The sequence below is a fragment of the Rhodococcus sp. DMU1 genome, assembly GCF_012272955.1.
Classification (GTDB): Bacteria; Actinomycetota; Actinomycetes; order Mycobacteriales; family Mycobacteriaceae; genus Rhodococcus; species Rhodococcus aetherivorans.
This window is the reverse complement of record NZ_CP050952.1, coordinates 3,150,485-3,169,891: the sequence shown is the minus strand read 5'-3', so window position 1 is coordinate 3,169,891 and position 19,407 is coordinate 3,150,485. Positions and strand designations below refer to the sequence as shown.

The window sequence follows — 19,407 nt, the reverse complement described above, 5'->3', positions numbered from 1 at the left end:
AAAAAGTGCACAAGCCCGCTCGCCGTGATGGCACACCGGACCGCAGAAAGACCACCTCCCGCGCGGGGAACCCCCCGCGCGAACGACGGGGCGAACCCGCCGCCCGCGCGGCCACGCCCAAGAAGGCACACCGCAAGGGCGACACCCCGCTCAACAAGCGCGGCCGTCCCGCCGCCCCCAAGCCCCAGGCCCAGCGCCCGGCGGCCCTCCCCAAGATCAGCAACGCCAAACCCGCCCGGCACCAGCACGCCGCCGAGCGCCCCCAACTGCCCGCCGGCGAAGGCATGCGCCTGCAGAAGGTCCTCGCCCAGGCCGGAGTGGCGTCCCGCCGCGCCGCCGAGGAACTCATCGCCGCCGGCCGCGTCGAGGTCGACGGCTCCATCGTCACCGAACAGGGCCTGCGCGTGGACCCCGAGAACGCCGTCGTCCGCGTCGACGGCGTGCGCGTCGTCGTCAACAAGGACCTCGTCCACCTCGTGCTCAACAAGCCGCGCGGCTGGCAGTCCACCATGTCCGACGACCTCGGCCGCCCCTGCGTCGGCGACATCGTCTCCGAACGCGTCGCCGCCGGACAACGCCTCTTCCACGTCGGCCGGCTCGACGCCGACACCGAAGGGCTGCTGCTGCTCACCAACGACGGCGAGCTCGCCCACCGGCTCATGCACCCCTCCTACGAGGTGACCAAGACCTACCTCGCCACCGTCAAGGGCGTCCTCCCGCGCGGTATCGGCAAGCAGCTGCGCGCCGGCGTCGAACTCGACGACGGCCCCGCCAAGGTCGATTCCTTCGCGCTCCTGCAGGTAAACGAGGGCCAGTCCCTCGTCCGCCTCGAACTGCACGAGGGCCGCAAGCACATCGTGCGCCGCCTGCTCGACGCCGTCGGCCACCCCGTGATCCGCCTGGTCCGCACCGACATCGGACCCGTCGCGCTCGGCGACCAGCGACCTGGCACCCTGCGGGTGCTCGGCCGCAAGGAAGTCGGCGGCCTCTACCAGGCGGTGGGCCTGTGAGCTCCTTGATCGTCGCCATGGACGGCCCGTCCGGCACCGGCAAGTCCACCGTCTCCAAGCGGCTCGCCCGCCGCCTCGGCGCCGCCTATCTCGATACCGGCGCCATGTACCGGGTCGCGACCCTGCACGCCCTGCGAGCGGGGGCGGACCTGACCGATCCCGCCGCCATCGCCGCCGCCACCGCGTCCCTGCCCTGGTCGATCGGCACCGACCCGGAAGTCGAGGACATCCGGCTCGCCGGGGAGGACGTCAGCGAGATCATCCGCGGCGGCGAGGTCACCGGCGCCGTCTCCGCCGTTTCCGCCGTCCCCGCGGTGCGTCGGGCCCTCGTCGCAGCGCAGCAGAGCATCGGCCGCGACGCCGGGCACATCGTCGTCGAGGGGCGCGACATCGGCACCGTCGTGTTCCCCGACGCGGATGTGAAGATCTACCTCACCGCCTCCGCCGAGGCCCGGGCACAGCGGCGCAACCGGCAGAACATCACCGAAGGCCGCGGCGACGACTACGAGGCGGTGCTCGCCGCGGTGCAGCGCCGCGACCACCTCGACTCCACCCGCGCGGTCTCCCCGCTGCGCGCGGCGGACGACGCGGTCGTCGTCGACACGAGCGACATGGACATCGACGAAGTGATCGCCGCGCTCGCCGCCGTGGTCGCCGAGCAGACGGGAGCGACCCTGTGAGCGAGGATGTGACGGAATTCGCCGGCGACGGCACCTGGTCGGAGGAAGCGGACTGGGACCTCGAGCTCGTCGGGGACGACGAACTCGAGGAGTTCGTGCCCGTGCCGACCGTCGCCGTGGTCGGACGACCCAACGTCGGCAAGTCGACCCTGGTCAACCGCATCATCGGCCGCCGCGAAGCGGTCGTCGAGGACGTGCCGGGCGTGACCCGCGACCGCGTCTCGTACGAGGCCAACTGGAACGGCCGCCGATTCATGGTGCAGGACACCGGCGGCTGGGAGCCCGACGCGAAGGGCCTGCAACAGTCCGTCGCGCGGCAGGCGGAGATTGCGATGCGCACAGCCGACGCGATCCTGATCGTCGTCGACGCGACCGTCGGCGCCACCGCCGTCGACGAGGCGGTCGCCAGGGTCCTGCGCCGCTCCAAGACGCCGGTGCTGCTCGTCGCGAACAAGGTCGACGACGACCGCGTCGAGTCCGAAGCGGCCGCCCTGTGGTCGCTGGGCCTGGGGCAGCCGTACTCGGTGTCGGCCACCCACGGTCGCGGCACCGGGGACCTGCTCGACGAGCTGCTCTCGGTGCTGCCGCAGACCCCGCGCGAAGGCACCGGCGGGGGAGGCCCGCGTCGTGTCGCGCTGGTCGGCAAGCCCAACGTCGGCAAGTCCAGCCTGCTCAACAAGCTGGCCGGCGACGAAAGGTCGGTGGTGCACAACGTCGCCGGCACGACGGTCGACCCGGTGGACTCCCTCGTCGAGCTCGGCGGAAAGACCTGGCGGTTCGTCGACACCGCCGGCCTGCGCAAGCGCGTCAACACCGCCTCCGGGGCCGAGTTCTACGCCTCGCTGCGCACCCGCGGCGCCATCGAGGCCGCGGAGGTGGCGGTGCTGCTGATCGACGCCTCCGAGCCCATCACCGAGCAGGACCAACGGGTGATCTCGATGGTCGCCGACGCGGGCCGCGCCCTCGTCATCGCCTTCAACAAGTGGGACCTCGTCGACGAGGATCGCCGCTACGAGCTGAGCCGGGAGATCGAACGCGATCTGCTGCGCGTGCCGTGGGCGGCGCGCGTCAACATCTCCGCCAAGACCGGCCGGGCCGTGCAGAAGCTCGTGCCGGCCATGGAGACCGCCCTCGAGTCCTGGGACAAGCGCATCTCCACCGGCCGGCTCAACACCTGGCTCAAGGAGGTCGTCGCCGCGACTCCGCCGCCGATGCGCGGCGGCCGCCTGCCGCGGGTACTGTTCGCCACCCAGGCCGGCACCCGGCCGCCGACGTTCGTGCTGTTCACCACCGGCTTCCTCGAGGCCGGCTACCGCCGATTCCTCGAGCGGCGGCTGCGCGAGGAGTTCGGCTTCGAGGGCAGCCCGGTGCGGATCTCCGTGCGCGTGCGCGAGAAACGGGACCGCCGCGGCAAGTAGCACCCGAAACGGTCCTGACCAGGCGATTGGTGAATCGGTCCGTCCCTGTTGTAATCTCAACGAGCGCTCGACGAGAGCGCGGACGGGCTGTGGCGCAGCTTGGTAGCGCACTTGACTGGGGGTCAAGTGGTCGCAGGTTCAAATCCTGTCAGCCCGACCCACGACGAGGCGGTCCCGAATTCACCGGGACCGCCTCGTTCGCGTGCGGGCCACCCTCCGCGGCCCGGTTCCAGGACTGCCGTGCCGCTCCGGCCCACCCCGGAACCAGCCGCCCAGGGTGCGGCAGCGGCAGCTCCGCGAAAGGCCCACGGTCAGGGTCCAAAGACCGCAGTCAACACCTCGAGCCGCGAGTACTGTCGCGAACAGGAGCCGCGGCCACACCGAGGCGCGACGGGCATCTCCAGTCCGAGGAGACAACATGACCGAAACCCGGATCGGCACCGAATCCCAGGCCACCAACAGCACCGGCGACGCCGCCACGGCGGAGGCGACTCCCGCCGTCGACACCGGCCCGGTCCGGCACGAGCAGATCGACGCGGTCGTCGACACGGCGACCACCGCGGCGGCCGAGTTCCGCACCCTCGACCAGCAACAGGTCGACGCGATCGTCGAAGCCATGGCGCAGGCCGGCATCCGGGCGGCCGCGGAACTGGCATCGGTGGCGATCGAGGAGACCGGATTCGGCGTCTTCGAGGACAAGGTCGTCAAGAACTACGTGGCCACCGAGTTCCTCTACGACTACCTCAAGGACAAGAAGTCCGTGGGCGTGATCGAGGAGGACGTCGAGCGCAGCATCGTCCGCGTCGCCGAACCCATCGGCGTGGTCCTGGCGATCACCCCGGTCACCAACCCCACCTCCACGGTGCTGTACAAGGCGATCGTCGCGGCAAAGACCCGCAACGCCGTCATCTTCCGGCCCTCGCCCTTCGCCGTGCGGTCGTGCGAACGCACGGTCGAGATCCTGCGCGCGGCAGCCGAAGCGGCCGGTATGCCCCCCGGCGCGCTGCAGGTCATTCCCGACGCCGCCCACGAGGTCACCCACTACCTGTTCAAGCATCCTCGGGTCGACTTCATCTGGGTCACCGGCGGGCAGAAGATCGTCTCCCTCGCCAACGCGGCCGGCAAACCCGCGCTCGGCGTGGGACCCGGCAACGCCCCCATCTATCTGCACCGCACGGCCGACATCAAGGGCGCCGTCGTCGACATCCTCATCTCGAAGACCTTCGATGCCTCCGTGATCTGCCCCGCCGAACAGACCTGCATCATCGACGACGAGATCTACGACGCCACCGTCGCCGAGTTCGAGCGGATGGGGGCGCACGTACTCACGGACGAGCAGGCCGCCGCGGTGGCCGAATTCGCCTTCGGCTGCGGCGACAAGGTCAACCTCGCCGCTCTCGGCCAGCAGGCTCCCGAACTGGCCGCCCGCGCGGGCTTCACCGTGGATCCAGCGGTCAAGGTGCTCCTGGCGCCGTTGCCCTCCGACCTCGACCAGCTCGCCGCGCACCCTCTGGTGCAGGAGAAGCTGATGCCCGTCCTCGGTCTCGTACGCGCCCGCGACGTCCAGCACGGCATCGACGCCGCCGTGCTCGTCACCGAACACGGCGGCCTCGGCCACACCTCCGCCATCTACGCCACCGATCCGGCGGTCATCGACGCCTACGGTCTGGCCGTGCGCACCGGACGGATCCTCGTCAACGCCCCCACCGCGGTCGGCGCGCTCGGCGGGATCTACAACAACCTCACCCCCACCTTCTCCCTGGGTTGCGGCACTTGGGGCGGATCGAGCACCACCGAGAACGTCAACTACCAGCAGCTGCTCAACATCAAGACCGTCGCGCACCGGCGCACCCCGCCGCAGTGGTTCCGCGTGCCCTCCAACACCTACTTCAATGCCGGTGCCCTCGAGAACCTCCGCGAGGTCCCGTGTACGAGCGTTGTGGTCGTCACCGACGCGTTGAGCGAACAGCGGGGAGTCGTCGACGAGCTCCGCGCCCACCTGCGCGCGGAGCACATCAAGGTGTTCAGCGAGGTCGAACCGGAACCGGACGAGGCCACCATCCGCCGCGGCGTTGCGCTGCTCGAGGGGTACCCGCCGGACCTGCTCATCGCCATCGGCGGTGGGTCGGTGATCGACGCGGCGAAAGCGATCCGGTTGTTCTACGAACACCCGGAGAAGGATCTCGCGGAGCTGACGCTGCCGTTCCTCGACCCCCGCAAGCGCATGGCGGAATACCCGCAGGATCCACACAAGCTGCGGCTGGTGGCAATCCCCACGACCGCCGGCACCGGATCGGAGGTCTCACCCGCGGCCGTCCTCACCGTCGCCGGCCGCAAGGAGACCCTCGTCGACTACTCGCTGGTTCCGGATATGGCGGTGGTGGACCCGATGCTCACCCTCTCGATGCCGCGCACCCTGACCGTCGACACCGGCATCGACGCGCTGACCCACGCGCTGGAAGCGGTAGCCTCCATCTTCGCCTCGCCCTACACCGATGCGTTCTGTGTCCAGGCCGCGCGCCTGATCTTCGAGGCGCTGCCGCGGGTGTACGACGACCCGAACGATCTGTCCGCCCGCACCGACATGTCCAATGCCGCCACTCTTGCCGGACTCGCCTTCTCGAACGCCTTCGTCGGCACGAACCACGCCCTCGCGCACTCCGTCGGCGCCAGGTTCGGCATCGCCCACGGCCGGGTGAACGGCGTGTTCCTGCCCCACACCCTGCGCTACAACGCCAGCCTGCCGACCAAGTTCATGCCGGCCCCGGGCTACTCCGCGTACGTCGCGCCCGAGAAGTACGCTCAGCTCGGGCGGATCGTCTTCGGGGGGCACGAACCCGAGGAGAGCCGCCGCCGGCTCTTCCAGGGTGTCGAGGACCTGCTCCGCCGCATGGGGGTGCCGCGCACCCTGAAGGAGATCGGCATCGCGGAGGACGAGTTCCTCGCCGCCCTGCCGGAGCTGGCGATGACCGCGTTCCAGGACCTGAGCAACCGCACCAACCCGCGGATGCCGCTGATCAGCGAGATCACCACCCTGCTCCGGCTCGGCTACTACGGGGACGGCGAGCATGCCCACTGACAGCGCCACCAAGACCGTCCAGGTCGAGGCGCCCTTGGGCACCGTGCTCGCGACCATCCGTGACCTCGAAAGCCAGACCGAGTGGATCCCCGAGATCCTCGAGGCCGAGGTGCTCGAGGTCGACGAGGAGACCGGATTGCCGCGCACCGCCCGGTTCAAGGCGTCGGCCACCGTCGGTACCGACAGCTACACCCTGACCTACCGGCACCGCGACGACGGCATGAGCTGGTCGATGCTCCAAGGACGCCTGCAGACCGGGCAGGAAGGGCGCTACCAACTCGACGCGGTCGGTCCGGCCAGCACCTCCGTCACGTACGAGCTGACCATCCACCACAACCTGCCGCTGCCCGGTTTCCTGCGGAATCGGGTGATCAAGGGCCTGGTCGACAGTACGCTCACCGGTCTGAAGAAGCGCCTGGAGAGCTGAACGCGGGCGGCGCGGGGCCCACCCGGTCCACACCCGCCACGGTCTGGACCACTACGTGGGCGCCCTGCCCGAGCGCCGCGGCAGCGGCCGGCTGCTGCGCCGTGACCCGGACGGTTCGGTCCCTGTCGTACTCGACCGGCTCCACTTCCCGAATGGCATCACTCTCACGGGGGACGAATCCACTGTCCTGTTCGCCGAAACCGGCGGTTACTGCCTGACCGGACTGCCGGTCCGTGCCCCCACGCCCCGCGGTCGCTGATGACGAACCTTCCGGGAATGCCGGACAACGTCTCCCGGGCGCGCGGCGGCCGGCTGTGGGTGGCGATGGTTGCGCCCCGCAATGGTGTCCTCGACCGGCTCGGAGGCAGCTGACCCGTGGTACGCCGGGCGTTGTGGCGGCTGCCGGTGGCGCGACTGGCTCGTCCCGCTCGCACGACCTGGGTGCTGGGGTTGGGGGAGGACGGCCGGCTGCTGCACGACTTCGGGTGCCGGGATGTGCCCTTCGGCGAGGTGACGGGCGTCGTCGAGCATGCCGGGCGGTTGTACCTGGGAAGCCCCTGAGCGACTCGGCGATCCTGTGCGTGGACGTGGACCGGGCGCGATGAGCGAGCCACGACGGCGCGGTTCTCCCGCCCGTTCCGAGCGGTGCCCCCTCGGGCGCGAGAGGGGAGGGGCGCGGGCCCCGCTGACACCGCCGCATCCGAATTCGAAGCAAACGGAACACAATAATTTCAAGAAGAAGACCGCTCGGCGCACCCAAGTCCGGCTTGCATAATCCGACCAGTACGGAACAGAAATATTTTCCGAAATTCATCACGACTCCACGCTTCTCACCAAAACCCCCCAAAGAGAAACCGCGCACAGTCAGGCGCCGAACGCGCGGGAGATGGCCGCAGCGACGTCGCGGTGGCCCCGGATCGGCAGGGCCAGCCCACGGCCGGCATGAGCGAGATCGCGGGCGGTGAGCAGATCGTGTTCGCCGGAGATGTCGGCGAGCACGTCGAGCCGAGGGAGCCGGGAGGCGGCGGTCCGCGGATCGGGCCCGGCATTGTGCACACAATCGGACAGCAACAGCACCCGTCCCTCGTCGGCGGGTACGTCCCGGAGCTGACGCGCCGCCACCTCGAGCGCGAAGCCGACGTTCGTCAGACCCTTGCTCGGGATCCGGAGCAGCAGGTCCACGAGCCGAGCCGGGGAGACCGGCTCACCGAGAGCGCTGAGCACGGCGGCTTCGGACCAGAACGCCACCACCGCCAGATCGTCGTGGCCGAGCTCGCCGGCCACGGCACCCACCGCGGCCGCGGCGGTGCGGATGCGTTCGCCGCGCATCGACCCGGAGATGTCGACGACCAGCACCACCTTCCGGCGGTCGCGGATCCGGTCCCGCATCACCAGATCGGTCGACCGCGCGAGCGGGTCCTCCGCGAGCACTTCGACGGTGCGGTCGAGATCGAGTTCCTCGGCGCCGTCCTGATACGGCAGGGTTCGCAGTCTGCCGACGCCCCGCCGAGGCAGGCGACGGTGCCGCGGGCGCGGCACGGACAGGCGCGCAGCGATCTCGCGGGCCCGGCGTCGGACCTCGGCGTCGCCGGCAGGGCCCGACGCATCGAGTTCGCCCAGTGTCAGCACCTCGGCCGGCTCGTCGGTCATCCCGGGACCCGCACCGGGACCCGTTCCGGGGCTGCGCCCCTGACGATGCGGACCGCCGACCATCGCCAAACCCTGGCCGCTGCCTCGGTTCTCGTACAGCGTCGGGGCCGTCGACAGCTGCTTCGGCTTGCGCCGGAAAGGCTTTCCCCGACCGGTGGAGTGACGCTGGGCGCGCCGGTGCACGGGGCCGTCCGCGGGGACGGCTCTTCAACCGGGGGCCGCGGAGCTGGGGCGAAGGAGGAAGTGGTCCTGCCAGATCTCCCGCAACACCGCCTCGGGTGTGGTCTCGGCGACCTCGTCCACCGCGATCCGCCCGGACAAAGCCACCAGCAGGGCGTCGAGCACGGCGCCGGTGTAGTCCGGCGGCAGATCGCGCGGCGGGTCGGCCGCGTCCGGCAGCTCGCCGCGCACGTCCCGCATGTCGATCAGCTGCATCGCGACGAGCGTCAGGTCGATCGCGCCGCGGACGCTGGACCCGCCGCGCAGGTCGGGGTGCCCGCGCGTGGCGCGGGTGAGGGCTACCGCGTCGGCGACGAGCCGCGCCGACCCGCACCCGGTGCGCCGGACGACGATCTCACGTTCGGCCTGCGTGTCCTGATAGTCCACCGCCAGCCGGCAGAACCGGTCGTGCACGCTCATCGACAACCGGACGGTGCCGATGTTGTCGAACGGGTTCATCGAGGCCACCACGCGGAACGCCGGATCGGCCTCGACCGTGCCCACCCGCGGCACCGTGATCCGCCGCTCCGCCATCGCGGTCAGCAGGCTGTTCAGTGTGTCCTCGGGCGAGCGGTTGAACTCTTCGAGGTAGAGCACCCCGCCGGCCCGCATCGCCGCCACCAGCGGGCCGGGCACGAAGTTGTCCTCGTGGTAGCCCTCCGACAGCACCCGTGCCGGATCGTGATAGCCGACCAGGCGCGCCGGCGTGAGATCGGCGTTCCCCTCGACGAACATCAGCGGACTGCCGAGCTCGGCGGTGATGGCGCCGAGCAGGGTGGACTTGCTGGTGCCCGGTGGCCCCTCGAGCAGCACGTCGCGCCCCGCGCCGATGGCAGCGAGCAGGAGGTCGGTTTCCCGGGCCCGGCCCACCACCCGGTCCGCGACTCCCCGGCGGACCTCGGCCATCGGTCGGGTGGTGCGCTGCATGCTCACGTCCTCGTGTACCCCTGGGATCCGTTCGTTTCCTCGGACAACTATGCACCGGGTGGACCCACGGGGCGGACCGATTCGGCGAGCCATGCGCAGAATCGCAGTCCCCACCCCCTAATGTCGACGCAATGACCGTCCCGAACCCCTTGGACCCGACCGAGATCGGGTCGGCGCTCGCCGCGTTCGAACCCCGCTCCCTGCCGCTGGAAGGCCGGCGCCACGCGGCGGTGGTCGTCGCCGTACTCGACGACGGGCACGGCAACCCTGTCGTGCCGCTCACCCGCCGCCCGACCCGTCTGCGAGCGCACCCCGGCCAGTTCGCCCTGCCGGGCGGACGTCTCGACGACGGGGAGACACCCGAGGTGGCCGCGCTGCGCGAGCTGCACGAGGAACTCGGCCTGCGCACCGACCCCGGCGGCATTCTCGGCCGCCTCGACGACTACATCACCCGCTCGGGTTACGTCATCTCCCCGTACGTCGTCTGGGCGGATGCCGCGATCGACGATCTCGTGCCCAACCCCGACGAGGTGGCCGCACTCTATGCCGTCACCGCATCCGAGCTCGACAGCGAACCCCGGTTCGTCGCCATACCGGAATCGGACAAGCCGGTGATCCAGTGGCCGTTCCGGGGACATCTCGTCCACGCCCCCACCGCGGCGGTGGTGTACCAGTTCCGGGAAGTCGTGCTCCACCGTCGCAGCACCCGCATCGACGACCTGGAACAGCCCGTGTTCGCGTGGAGGTGACGAGTCGGCCGGCCGGCGGCGACGAGGCGTGTGCAAGGCTGTCGGAACCGACCCCACCCGAACGACAGGACGGACGATGAACGACGCGACGACGGCCGGTGCGCCGGCTCGATCCGACCGCATCGTCACCGTCCCCAACGTGTTGAGCGTCGTCCGCCTGGTCGGCATCCCGATCTTCCTCTATCTGGTCCTCGTCCGGCACGCCGACGGATGGGCGCTTGCGGTCCTCATGCTCAGCGGAATCACCGACTGGGCCGACGGCAAACTCGCGCGGCTGCTCGACCAGGCCTCGCGGCTCGGCGCGGTGCTGGATCCGCTCGTCGACCGCCTCTACGTCGTCACCACCCTCCTCGCCCTGGTGGCCCGCGGCATAGTGCCGTGGTGGATCGCCGTGGTTCTGATCGGCCGGGAGCTGGTCCTCGCTCCGACCCTGGCCGTCTACCGTCGCCGTGGCCTGCCGCCCCCGGAGGTGCTGTACCTGGGTAAGGGCGCCACCTTCCTGCTGATGTTCGCGTTGCCGCTCCTGCTGGCCGCGGAAGCGCTTCCCGCCGCGGCCGGCGTCCTCGCGCCCGCGGGGTGGGCCGCCCTCCTCTGGGGTACTGCCCTCTACGTGTGGACGGGCGTGCTCTACCTGTCGCAGGCGGTGCGGACGGCCCGTGCGGTACCCACCCCGGGAGGGCCTGCCACCGAATGAGCCGCAACTGGGAGCAGATCCGCCGCAACCCCGTGCCGTCGCTGCTCAAGGCGCTTCTCGAGGACCACCTCGACCCCGGCTACGCGGCCGCGGCGCACGACCGCGCCGCCGGCCACGCCCGGCCCACCCGGGTCGGCATCGGGCTCTGGCTGGTCCTCGGTGGCCTGCTCGCCGGACTCGTCCTCGGAGTGGCCTACGCCCAGAACATCGAGCGGGAATCCGGTACCGACCAGGCACGCAACGAGATCCTCGCCACCGTCCGCACCGCCGAGGACCGCAACGACGTACTCGCGGCCACCCGCGACGACGTGGCCACCCAGGTGGAACAGCGCCGCATCGAGGTGCTCGCCGACGACGAACAGGGTGCGGCGGTGCTCGACCGGCTCGCCCGAGCCGAGGAGGCCGCCGCCGCGGCTCCCGTGCGCGGCCCCGGCATCACAGTCACCCTCGCCGATCCGACCTCGCGTCCCGACCTGACGGACTCCGCGGAGAAGGACCGCGCCCGCAGCACCTCGGTGATCCTCGACCGCGACCTGCAGTCGGTCGTCAACGCCCTCTGGGCCGGCGGGGCCGAGGCCGTCGCGATCAACGGGGTACGGGTCGGTCCCGGTGTCACCGTCCGGCAGGCCGGGGGAGCGATGCTCGTGGACAACCAGCCGGTCTTCTCGCCCTACACGGTCGCCGCCGTCGGGTCACCGGCCGAACTGCAGACCGGCTTCGTCGTCAGCGACGCCTACCTGCGTATGTCGGGGGTGCAACAGCTGTACGGGGTAGGTTTCACCATCACGGAGGCGACGGACCTCGCGTTGCCGGGCGCCTCGGTACGCGACGTCGCATCGGCACGGGAAACGGGAGAGCGGTGAAGACTGTGGCGACCAAGCGCGGATACGCCCTCTATGCGGTGCTGGCCCTCGGCGTGGGCATCGCCGTGGGTGTGATCTTCAGCCCCCAGGTTCCCGACGTGGTCCAGCCCTACCTGCCCATCGCGGTGGTCGCCGCGCTCGACGCGGTCTTCGGGGGACTACGCGCCTATCTGGACGAGATCTTCGACGCCAAGGTGTTCGTCGTCTCCTTCACCTTCAACGTGCTCGTCGCCGCACTGATCGTCTGGCTCGGCGACCAGCTCGGGGTGGGCACCCAGCTCTCCACCGCGGTCGTCGTGGTCCTCGGTATCCGGATCTTCGGCAATGCATCCGCGCTGCGACGCAGACTGTTCGGGGCGTAGCCGGATGCATGAGGGCAAGCACGAATGGCACGAACCGGCCGAGAGCGGCGCGGCGCGCCGCTCGCGGATCGTCTTCTCCGCCCTGGCGGCGCTGCTCATGGTGGTGCTGGGCGTGGGAATCGCCACGCAGGTCAGGAACACCGGTTCGGGCGACGCGCTCGACTCCGCTCGGCCGGCCGACCTGCTGGTGGTGCTCGACAACCTCAACCGCCGCGAAGCGGAGCTGCGGCAGGAGATCACCACACTGGAACAGACGCTGGCCAGCCTGGAACGGAACGGCTCCGAAGCCGCACTCGCGGAGGCGCAGCAGCGCCTCTCGGCCCTGGAGATCCAGGTGGGTACCGCCCCGGCGGCCGGTCCGGGAGTGATCTTGACCATTGCCGACCCTCGGCGCGGCGTGGGACCGGAAGTCCTCCTCGACACGATCCAGGAGCTGCGCGCCGCGGGGGCGGAGGCCGTCCAGGTCGCCGGAACCGGCGGCCCCGCCGTCCGTATCGGCGTGGACTCCTGGGTGGGCGGCACCGCCGGTGCGCTGGTCGTCGACGATCGATCGATCGCAGCGCCCTACGCCGTCGCCGCGATCGGGGACGCGCCCACGCTGGCGGCGGCTCTGAACATCCCCGGCGGCGTGGTCGACACGGTGGCGCGCGCGGGCGGGTCGGTACAGATCGAACAGTCGCCGCAGGTCGAGGTACCCGCCTTGCGGGAGATCGAGCCGCGACAATACTCTCAGCCCGGTAATTGAACCCGGCGTTCCACGCGAATGTCGCTGCCCGAAAGGACCTGTCGTGAGTGAGTTCCGAACACCCGCCGATCTGCGTTACACGGCGGAGCACGAGTGGGTTCGCCGAACCGGTGACGCGACTGCGCGCGTCGGCATCACGGACTACGCCCAGTCACAGCTCGGCGACGTCGTCTTCGTGCAATTGCCGGAGACGGGAGCGGAGATCACCGCGGGCGACTCGTTCGGCGAGGTGGAGTCGACCAAGAGCGTTTCCGACGTGTACGCGCCGCTCACGGCGAAAGTCGTTGGGGTGAACCCGGATCTGGATGCCAATCCCGAGCTCGTCAACAGCGACCCGTACGAGGCCGGCTGGTTGGTGGACCTCGAGGTCGGCAGCAAGGACGAGCTCGACGCCGCTCTGGCGAGCACGCTCGACGCGGACGGGTACCGCGCGATCACGCAGAACTGACGCCGCGTCCGGCCGGGACCGCGTCTGCCTGCACGAAGGACGTTGCGCAGGGTACGGTCAACGGTAGGCGTGTGCCGGGTCGGGGCGCGGGTCCGTACCGGAAGTGATCGTGGCTGAACGAAACTGCGGCCCAGGGGGAGCGATCCCGAAGGGTCGAACGGATAAGGAGATACGGTGAGCGAGAACGGCAACGCGGGCTACGAGGAAACCCCTGCGGAAACCACTTCGGTGTTTCGTGCCGACTTCCTGAACGAACTCGATACCACCGGCGCGGGCACGGGGACGACCGAGGCCCCCGTCTCGGGGGTCGAGGGGCTTCCCACAGGATCGGCGCTGCTCGTCGTCAAGCGCGGCCCGAACGCCGGGTCGCGTTTCCTGCTCGATCAGCCGACGACGTCGGCCGGGCGTCACCCGGACAGCGACATCTTCCTCGACGACGTGACGGTGAGCCGCCGGCACGCCGAGTTCCGTCAGGACGAGGGCGAGTTCCAGGTCGTCGATGTGGGAAGCCTGAACGGCACCTACGTCAACCGCGAGCCGGTGGACTCGGCGGTTCTCGCGAACGGCGACGAGGTGCAGATCGGAAAGTTCCGGCTGGTGTTCCTCACCGGCCCGCGGGGTTCGCAGGGCACGGGTAGCTGATGACCGCTGCCCGCCAGCCGTCACCGGGGGGAATGTCGATCGGGTCCGTGCTCGATCGGCTCCGTCCCGAGTTTCCGGACGTGACGATCTCGAAGATCCGCTTCCTCGAATCCGAGGGACTGATCAGTCCGGAACGCACCCCGTCGGGTTATCGACGTTTCTCGATCGCGGACTGCGAGCGCCTGCGGTACGTGCTGACCGCGCAGCGGGACCAGTACCTGCCGCTGAAGGTGATCAAGGAACAGCTCGAGGCGATCGACCGTGGTGTCGCGACGGTGGGCTCGGTGGAGAGCCGCCCGAAGCGGCCCCGGCCCCTGGCGGTGGCGCCGGGCGAGGTGTCGCCGGAGGATCTGCGCACGGACCGGGAGGTGCGGGTCGGCCGGGAGGACCTGTGCCGGCAGGCGGGCATCGAATCGTCCTTCCTCACGGAGCTGATCCGCGCCGGGCTCATCGTGCCCGGCGCGGCCGGCTTCTTCGACGAGGATGCGGTGCTGCTGGCTCGCACCGCCAAGGCCATGTCCGAGTTCGGCCTCGAGGTCCGGCACCTGCGTGCCTTCAAGCTCGCGGCCGACCGGGAGGCGGGCCTGGTGGCGCAGATCGCCGGTCCGGTCGCGAAGGGCCGGGACGTCGGGGCGCGCGCCCGGGCCGAGGAAATGGTGCGGGAATTGGCGGCGTTGTCGTTGACGATGCACACGTGCCTCGTCAAGGCGGCCGTTCGGGGCGCTCTCGATCGGTGAGTGTGGCAGCGGTGGCAACGACTCTGACGACGGCGGCTCGTTGGCACTAGAATTCAGGGGGATATCGGCGGACGGTTCGCCACCGACGCACAGCAGGGATGGGAGGCGGCTCGATGAGCGAGATGCGAGTAGTGGGGATTCGGGTCGAGCAACCGCAGAATCAGCCTGTCCTTCTGCTGCGCGAGGTCGACGGTGATCGGTATCTGCCGATCTGGATCGGCCAGATGGAGGCCACGGCGATAGCGCTGGAACAGCAGGGTGTCGAGCCGGTCCGGCCTCTGACGCACGACTTGATCAAGAATCTGGTCGATGCGTTCGGCCGCACCCTCCAGGAGGTCCGGATCGTGGATCTCAAAGAGGGGACGTTCTACGCCGATCTCGTCTTCGACGGTGGTCTGCGCGTGTCGTCCCGTCCTTCCGATGCGGTCGCTGTAGCCTTGCGCATCGGCGCGCCGGTCTTCGTGGAGGAGCCGGTGCTGGTGGAAGCGGGCCTCGTCATGCCGGATGAGCGGGAGGACGAGGTCGAGAAGTTCAAGGAGTTTCTCGAATCCGTGTCCCCCGACGACTTCAAGGCGACGGACGGCTGATCGTCGACCATCGCCGAGGTTCTGTCGCGACTCCCGGTCACGGTGGCCGGGGCGCGCTCTGCGACGAGTGGTACAGGACCGGAAGATCGTTGTCCGGTCGGCGTGTTGCTGCCCAACTTTTAGCACGGGGCGTACGCTGAGTGAATCGCTACGGATCGACTCGGTGGGTCAAGCGGGCGCTCGACGATCGGATGGGGTGGGGGATCCGCCCGTCGTTCGTTCCGGGGCACGCCTGTGCACGCGAGAGGGAGTCACAACAGTGGGAGATCGGCCGCAGGGACAGCAGCTCAGCTTCGACGCCGTCGACCGCGAGGCCCCGTCACGGGCATCTCTCGACGCCGACGAGATGCAGCCGGGTCTGTTCCCGGACGATTCGGTGCCTGACGAGCTCGTCGGCTACCGCGTGCCGATCGCCTGCCAGATCGCCGGCATCACCTACCGTCAGCTCGACTACTGGGCGCGGACGAATCTGGTCGTTCCGTCCATCCGGGGCGCGGCGGGTTCGGGCAGCCAACGGCTCTACTCGTTCAAGGACATCCTGGTCCTGAAGATCGTCAAGCGTCTGCTGGACACGGGCATCTCCCTGCAGAACATCAGGGTAGCGGTCGACCACCTCCGGGAACGCGGAGTGCGGGACCTGGCGAAGATCACCCTGTTCTCCGACGGCACCACCGTGTACGAGTGCACCTCACCGGAAGAGGTGGTCGATTTACTGCAGGGCGGACAGGGCGTGTTCGGGATCGCGGTGAGCGGCGCGATGCGGGAGTTGACGGGCAGCATCGCCGACTTCCCGGCCGAGCGGGCGGACGGCGGCGACATCGAGCAGCGTCCCGAGGACGAACTGGCCTCCCGCCGTCGCGAACGTGTCAATCGGCGGATCGGCTAGACGCTCGTCACACGAAACACCTGCGGCCTCGGTGCTGCCCGGGTGTCCCCGTGCCCTAGAATCGGTGATACGTCGCCGCCGTGCGGGAGAGTTCCGGACCTGTTCCGGACGCCGAAGGAGCAGCACCTCCCCGTCAATCTCTCAGGCATCGAGGACCGTGCGGGCACCGACGTCTCTGGAAAGCGGTGGGAGCACCCACCCGCCCACGGGGAAAGGGCCGGCTCGCTCCGGTACCGAATCTCTCAGGCGCTCGCCCCGGCGAGCTCGCGACAGAGGGGGAGGACACGCACCGTGCGACCCCCTGCGCGGATGCGGACCTCCGACCTCAGGGAGTCGCGATGACCGACGCCGCTACGTACACCTTCGCCGACCGCCACGTCGGCCCCGACGCGGCGGGACTGCGCCGCATTCTCGACGTCATCGGCGTCGAATCCCTCGACGAGCTGGCCGTCAAGGCGGTGCCCGCCGGCATCCTCGACGCCCGGGCCGACGGAGTCGCGGACGGACTCGAGTCGCTCGACGCGCCGATGTCGGAACACGAGGTACTGACGGCGCTGCAGGAACTCGCGGGCCGGAACACCGTCGCGACATCGATGATCGGCCAGGGGTACTACGGCACGCTGACCCCGCCGGTACTGCTGCGCAACATCATCGAGAATCCCGCCTGGTACACCGCATACACCCCGTACCAGCCGGAGATCAGCCAGGGGCGCCTCGAAGCGCTCCTCAACTTTCAGACCATGGTCTCGGACCTGACCGGTATGGAGGTCGCCAACTCGTCGATGCTGGACGAGGCGACCGCCGCCGCGGAGGCGATGACGCTGCTCAAGCGCGCCAACCGCAAGTCCAGGAGTGCGCGGGTCGTCGTGGACGCCGACCTGTTCGCCCAGACCGCCGCGGTCCTGGCGACCCGGGCAGAACCGTTGGGGATCGAGATCGTCACCGCGAACCTCGTCGACGACGGCCTGCCCGAGGGAGAGTTCTTCGGCGTCGTCCTGCAGATCCCGGGTGCCTCCGGCCGGGTGTTCGACGCGGGCCCCCTCGTCGAGGCGGCGCACGAGCGTGGGGCGCTCGTCGCGGTGGGCGCGGACCTGCTGGCGCTCACTCTGCTCACCCCGCCCGGGGAACAGGGCGCGGACGCGTGCTTCGGCACCACCCAGCGCTTCGGCGTGCCGATGGGGTTCGGCGGGCCGCACGCCGGCTATCTCGCCGTGCACGCCGCCCATGCCCGCAACCTTCCGGGCCGGCTCGTCGGTGTGTCGGTCGACGCGGACGGCGCACCGGCCTATCGGCTGGCGTTGCAGACGCGTGAGCAGCACATCCGGCGCGAGAAGGCGACCAGCAACATCTGCACCGCACAGGTTCTCCTCGCGGTGCTCGCTGCCATGTACGCGTCGTACCACGGGGCCGAGGGCCTGGCCGGGATCGCGACCCGCGTGGCCGGCCAGGCCGCCCGTCTCGCGGCGTCGCTGAAGGCGGCCGGTATCGACGTGGTGCACGACAGCTTCTTCGACACCGTGCTGACCCGCGTTCCCGGCCGCGCCGACGCGGTCGTCGCGGCGGCTCTCGAGGCCGGCATCAACGTTCGTCGCGTCGACGGGGACCAAGTGGGGATCTCGTGCGACGAAGCGACCCGGGACGCGGACGTCGCCGCGGTCCTGGCCGCGTTCGGGGCGGAGGACACCTCGGCCGCAGCCACACCCGCCGTGCCGCGGCAGCTCGCGCGCACGAGCGCGTACCTGCAGCACGAGGCGTTCACCCGGTACCGCACCGAGACCGCGATGATGCGGTACCTGCGCCGCCTGTCGGACATGGACCTTGCGCTCGACCGCACCATGATCCCGCTGGGTTCGTGCACGATGAAGCTCAATGCCGCCACCGAGATGGAGGCGATCACCTGGCCCGAGTTCTCGGCGCTGCATCCTTTCGCCCCTGCAGAGCAGACCGCGGGCATCCGCCGGCTCATCGGCGACCTGGAAGGGTGGCTGGCCGCGGTGACCGGGTACGACGCGGTGAGTCTGCAGCCGAACGCGGGTAGCCAGGGCGAGTACGCCGGGCTGCTCGCCATCCGCCACTACCACCTGAGCCGGGGTGACGAGCATCGGGACACCTGCCTGATCCCGTCGAGTGCACACGGCACCAACGCCGCCTCCGCGGTCATGGCCGGCATGCGCGTCGAGGTCGTGGCGTGCCGGTCCAACGGTGACGTCGACCTCGACGATCTGCGTGCGAAAATTTCCGACCACGCCGAACGTCTCGCCGCGATCATGATCACGTACCCGTCGACCCACGGGGTCTACGAACACGAGATCGCCGACATCTGCGGTGCCGTGCACGACGCCGGCGGGCAGGTGTACATCGACGGCGCCAACCTGAACGCCCTCGTCGGTCTGGCGCGTCCCGGCAAGTTCGGAGGCGACGTGAGTCATCTGAACCTGCACAAGACCTTCTGCATCCCGCACGGTGGTGGCGGCCCCGGCGTGGGGCCGATCGGCGTGCGCGCGCACCTGGTGCCGTTCCTGCCCGGCCACCCGGCCGAACCGGGTCTCGGGGGCGGTGGGCCGGTGTCGGCGGCGCCGTTCGGATCGGCCTCCATCCTCCCGATCACGTGGGCGTACATCAAGCTGATGGGGGCCCAAGGCCTGCGGCGGGCGTCGCTGACGGCGATCGCGTCGGCGAACTACATCGCGCGCCGGCTCGACGAGTACTTTCCCGTCCTGTACACGGGCGAGAACGGCATGGTGGCGCACGAGTGCATCCTCGATCTGCGCCCCCTGACGAAGGATACGGGGGTCACGGTCGACGACGTGGCCAAGCGCCTGGCGGACTACGGCTTCCACGCGCCGACCATGAGCTTCCCCGTCGCGGGCACCCTGATGGTCGAACCCACCGAGAGCGAGGATCTCTCCGAACTCGACGCGTTCATCGACGCGATGATCGCCATCCGCGGCGAGATCGATCGCGTCGGGGCAGGGGAGTGGCCGGTGGACGACAACCCACTGCGCGGCGCACCGCACACCGCCCAGTGCCTGGTCGGGGAGTGGACCCACCCCTACAGCCGTGAGATCGCGGTGTATCCGCTGGGGCAGAGCCGCGCGAAGGTGTGGCCCGCGGTGCGCCGCATCGACGGGGCGTACGGGGATCGGAACCTCGTGTGCTCGTGCCCGCCGTTGGAGGCCTACAGCAGCTGAGCGCATTTTCGGGGGCTGGGTGTCGGTAGCCCAGCCCCCGAAAGACTACGGACAGTATTCCGAGCCTAACGGAACTTTATAATTAACCGAACA

20 protein-coding genes, 1 tRNA gene and 1 riboswitch are annotated in these 19,407 nt (G+C 69.9%); of the genes, 19 read left to right on the top strand and 2 right to left on the bottom strand.

The features are described from left to right. Window positions 1-5 precede the first annotated feature (5 nt). From HFP48_RS14695 to HFP48_RS14660, 8 genes are all read left to right on the top strand, one after another. Window positions 6-1,010 (top strand): pseudouridine synthase, encoded by a 1,005-nt coding sequence (locus tag HFP48_RS14695; RefSeq protein ID WP_006936744.1) that lies wholly within the window; start codon window positions 6-8, stop codon window positions 1,008-1,010. A 17-nt stretch (window positions 1,011-1,027) separates the two neighbouring features. Beyond that, window positions 1,028-1,690 (top strand): (d)CMP kinase, encoded by a 663-nt coding sequence (gene cmk / locus HFP48_RS14690; protein ID WP_210432837.1) that lies wholly within the window; start codon window positions 1,028-1,030, stop codon window positions 1,688-1,690. Further along, window positions 1,687-3,108, top strand: coding sequence for a ribosome biogenesis GTPase Der (gene der / locus HFP48_RS14685; protein WP_006936753.1), 1,422 nt, complete (start codon window positions 1,687-1,689; stop codon window positions 3,106-3,108). Before cmk ends, der begins: the two co-directional genes overlap by 4 nt. Window positions 3,109-3,191: 83 nt before the next feature. Next, window positions 3,192-3,265, top strand: a tRNA-Pro gene (locus HFP48_RS14680). A gap of 261 nt (window positions 3,266-3,526) precedes the next feature. Further along, a complete protein-coding gene (gene adhE / locus HFP48_RS14675; RefSeq protein ID WP_006936755.1) occupies window positions 3,527-6,187 on the top strand; it encodes a bifunctional acetaldehyde-CoA/alcohol dehydrogenase in 2,661 nt (886 codons plus the stop codon). After that, window positions 6,177-6,614, top strand: coding sequence for an SRPBCC family protein (locus tag HFP48_RS14670; protein ID WP_006936756.1), 438 nt, complete (start codon window positions 6,177-6,179; stop codon window positions 6,612-6,614). Before adhE ends, HFP48_RS14670 begins: the two co-directional genes overlap by 11 nt. Window positions 6,615-6,657: 43 nt before the next feature. Continuing rightward, window positions 6,658-6,873, top strand: a complete 216-nt coding sequence (locus HFP48_RS14665; RefSeq protein WP_282597476.1) for an SMP-30/gluconolactonase/LRE family protein — start codon at window positions 6,658-6,660, stop codon at window positions 6,871-6,873. Window positions 6,874-7,019: 146 nt separating this feature from the next. Beyond that, complete coding sequence (locus tag HFP48_RS14660; protein WP_168579693.1) at window positions 7,020-7,175, top strand: hypothetical protein; 156 nt, start codon at window positions 7,020-7,022, stop codon at window positions 7,173-7,175. Window positions 7,176-7,478: 303 nt separating this feature from the next. On the opposite strand, the gene HFP48_RS14655 is transcribed toward HFP48_RS14660, so the two are convergent. Both HFP48_RS14655 and HFP48_RS14650 read right to left on the bottom strand, forming a co-directional pair. After that, entirely contained in the window at window positions 7,479-8,447 is a 969-nt protein-coding gene (locus tag HFP48_RS14655; protein WP_006936759.1) for a vWA domain-containing protein, read from the bottom strand. A 24-nt stretch (window positions 8,448-8,471) separates the two neighbouring features. Then, entirely contained in the window at window positions 8,472-9,410 is a 939-nt protein-coding gene (locus tag HFP48_RS14650; protein WP_168579692.1) for a MoxR family ATPase, read from the bottom strand. 131 nt (window positions 9,411-9,541) lie between these two features. Between HFP48_RS14650 and HFP48_RS14645 the strand changes: the two genes are divergently transcribed. The 11 genes from HFP48_RS14645 (at window position 9,542) to gcvP (ending at window position 19,314) form a co-directional block, all read left to right on the top strand. Further along, window positions 9,542-10,159 (top strand): CoA pyrophosphatase, encoded by a 618-nt coding sequence (locus tag HFP48_RS14645; RefSeq protein WP_006936763.1) that lies wholly within the window; start codon window positions 9,542-9,544, stop codon window positions 10,157-10,159. 76 nt (window positions 10,160-10,235) lie between these two features. Next, window positions 10,236-10,853, top strand: a complete 618-nt coding sequence (locus tag HFP48_RS14640) for a CDP-alcohol phosphatidyltransferase family protein (protein WP_006936765.1) — start codon at window positions 10,236-10,238, stop codon at window positions 10,851-10,853. Beyond that, a complete protein-coding gene (locus tag HFP48_RS14635) occupies window positions 10,850-11,716 on the top strand; it encodes a DUF881 domain-containing protein (RefSeq protein ID WP_065922544.1) in 867 nt (288 codons plus the stop codon). Before HFP48_RS14640 ends, HFP48_RS14635 begins: the two co-directional genes overlap by 4 nt. Before the next feature lie 5 nt (window positions 11,717-11,721). Beyond that, window positions 11,722-12,078: a DUF1290 domain-containing protein gene (locus HFP48_RS14630; RefSeq protein ID WP_029543853.1), complete on the top strand. Its 357-nt coding sequence runs from the start codon at window positions 11,722-11,724 to the stop codon at window positions 12,076-12,078. A 4-nt stretch (window positions 12,079-12,082) separates the two neighbouring features. Then, window positions 12,083-12,823 (top strand): DUF881 domain-containing protein, encoded by a 741-nt coding sequence (locus HFP48_RS14625; RefSeq protein WP_044475986.1) that lies wholly within the window; start codon window positions 12,083-12,085, stop codon window positions 12,821-12,823. Between the two features lie 43 nt (window positions 12,824-12,866). Beyond that, a complete protein-coding gene (gcvH, locus tag HFP48_RS14620) occupies window positions 12,867-13,271 on the top strand; it encodes a glycine cleavage system protein GcvH (RefSeq protein ID WP_050035287.1) in 405 nt (134 codons plus the stop codon). 174 nt (window positions 13,272-13,445) lie between these two features. Then, window positions 13,446-13,913, top strand: a complete 468-nt coding sequence (gene garA, locus HFP48_RS14615) for a glycogen accumulation regulator GarA (RefSeq protein ID WP_006936772.1) — start codon at window positions 13,446-13,448, stop codon at window positions 13,911-13,913. Further along, window positions 13,913-14,650, top strand: a complete 738-nt coding sequence (locus tag HFP48_RS14610) for a MerR family transcriptional regulator (protein WP_029543847.1) — start codon at window positions 13,913-13,915, stop codon at window positions 14,648-14,650. Before garA ends, HFP48_RS14610 begins: the two co-directional genes overlap by 1 nt. Window positions 14,651-14,763: 113 nt before the next feature. Further along, window positions 14,764-15,237: a bifunctional nuclease family protein gene (locus tag HFP48_RS14605; protein ID WP_029543844.1), complete on the top strand. Its 474-nt coding sequence runs from the start codon at window positions 14,764-14,766 to the stop codon at window positions 15,235-15,237. Between the two features lie 259 nt (window positions 15,238-15,496). After that, window positions 15,497-16,123, top strand: a complete 627-nt coding sequence (locus tag HFP48_RS14600; RefSeq protein ID WP_006936775.1) for a MerR family transcriptional regulator — start codon at window positions 15,497-15,499, stop codon at window positions 16,121-16,123. A 73-nt stretch (window positions 16,124-16,196) separates the two neighbouring features. Further along, window positions 16,197-16,291, top strand: a riboswitch (glycine riboswitch). Between the two features lie 170 nt (window positions 16,292-16,461). Next, entirely contained in the window at window positions 16,462-19,314 is a 2,853-nt protein-coding gene (gene gcvP, locus HFP48_RS14595; protein WP_168579691.1) for an aminomethyl-transferring glycine dehydrogenase, read from the top strand. The last annotated feature ends 93 nt before the right edge of the window (window positions 19,315-19,407 follow it).

Bases quoted from the DNA above. Each gene is read 5' to 3' on its own strand.
- HFP48_RS14610 (WP_029543847.1), top strand. From the start codon at position 13,913: ATGACCGCTGCCCGCCAGCCGTCACCGGGGGGAATGTCGATCGGGTCC.
- HFP48_RS14640 (WP_006936765.1), top strand. From the start codon at position 10,236: ATGAACGACGCGACGACGGCCGGTGCGCCGGCTCGATCCGACCGCATC.
- HFP48_RS14635 (WP_065922544.1), top strand. From the start codon at position 10,850: ATGAGCCGCAACTGGGAGCAGATCCGCCGCAACCCCGTGCCGTCGCTG.
- HFP48_RS14650 (WP_168579692.1), bottom strand. From the start codon at position 9,410: ATGCAGCGCACCACCCGACCGATGGCCGAGGTCCGCCGGGGAGTCGCG.
- HFP48_RS14605 (WP_029543844.1), top strand. From the start codon at position 14,764: ATGAGCGAGATGCGAGTAGTGGGGATTCGGGTCGAGCAACCGCAGAAT.
- HFP48_RS14670 (WP_006936756.1), top strand. From the start codon at position 6,177: ATGCCCACTGACAGCGCCACCAAGACCGTCCAGGTCGAGGCGCCCTTG.
- HFP48_RS14625 (WP_044475986.1), top strand. From the start codon at position 12,083: ATGCATGAGGGCAAGCACGAATGGCACGAACCGGCCGAGAGCGGCGCG.
- HFP48_RS14645 (WP_006936763.1), top strand. From the start codon at position 9,542: ATGACCGTCCCGAACCCCTTGGACCCGACCGAGATCGGGTCGGCGCTC.
- gcvP (WP_168579691.1), top strand. From the start codon at position 16,462: ATGACCGACGCCGCTACGTACACCTTCGCCGACCGCCACGTCGGCCCC.
- cmk (WP_210432837.1), top strand. From the start codon at position 1,028: ATGGACGGCCCGTCCGGCACCGGCAAGTCCACCGTCTCCAAGCGGCTC.
- adhE (WP_006936755.1), top strand. From the start codon at position 3,527: ATGACCGAAACCCGGATCGGCACCGAATCCCAGGCCACCAACAGCACC.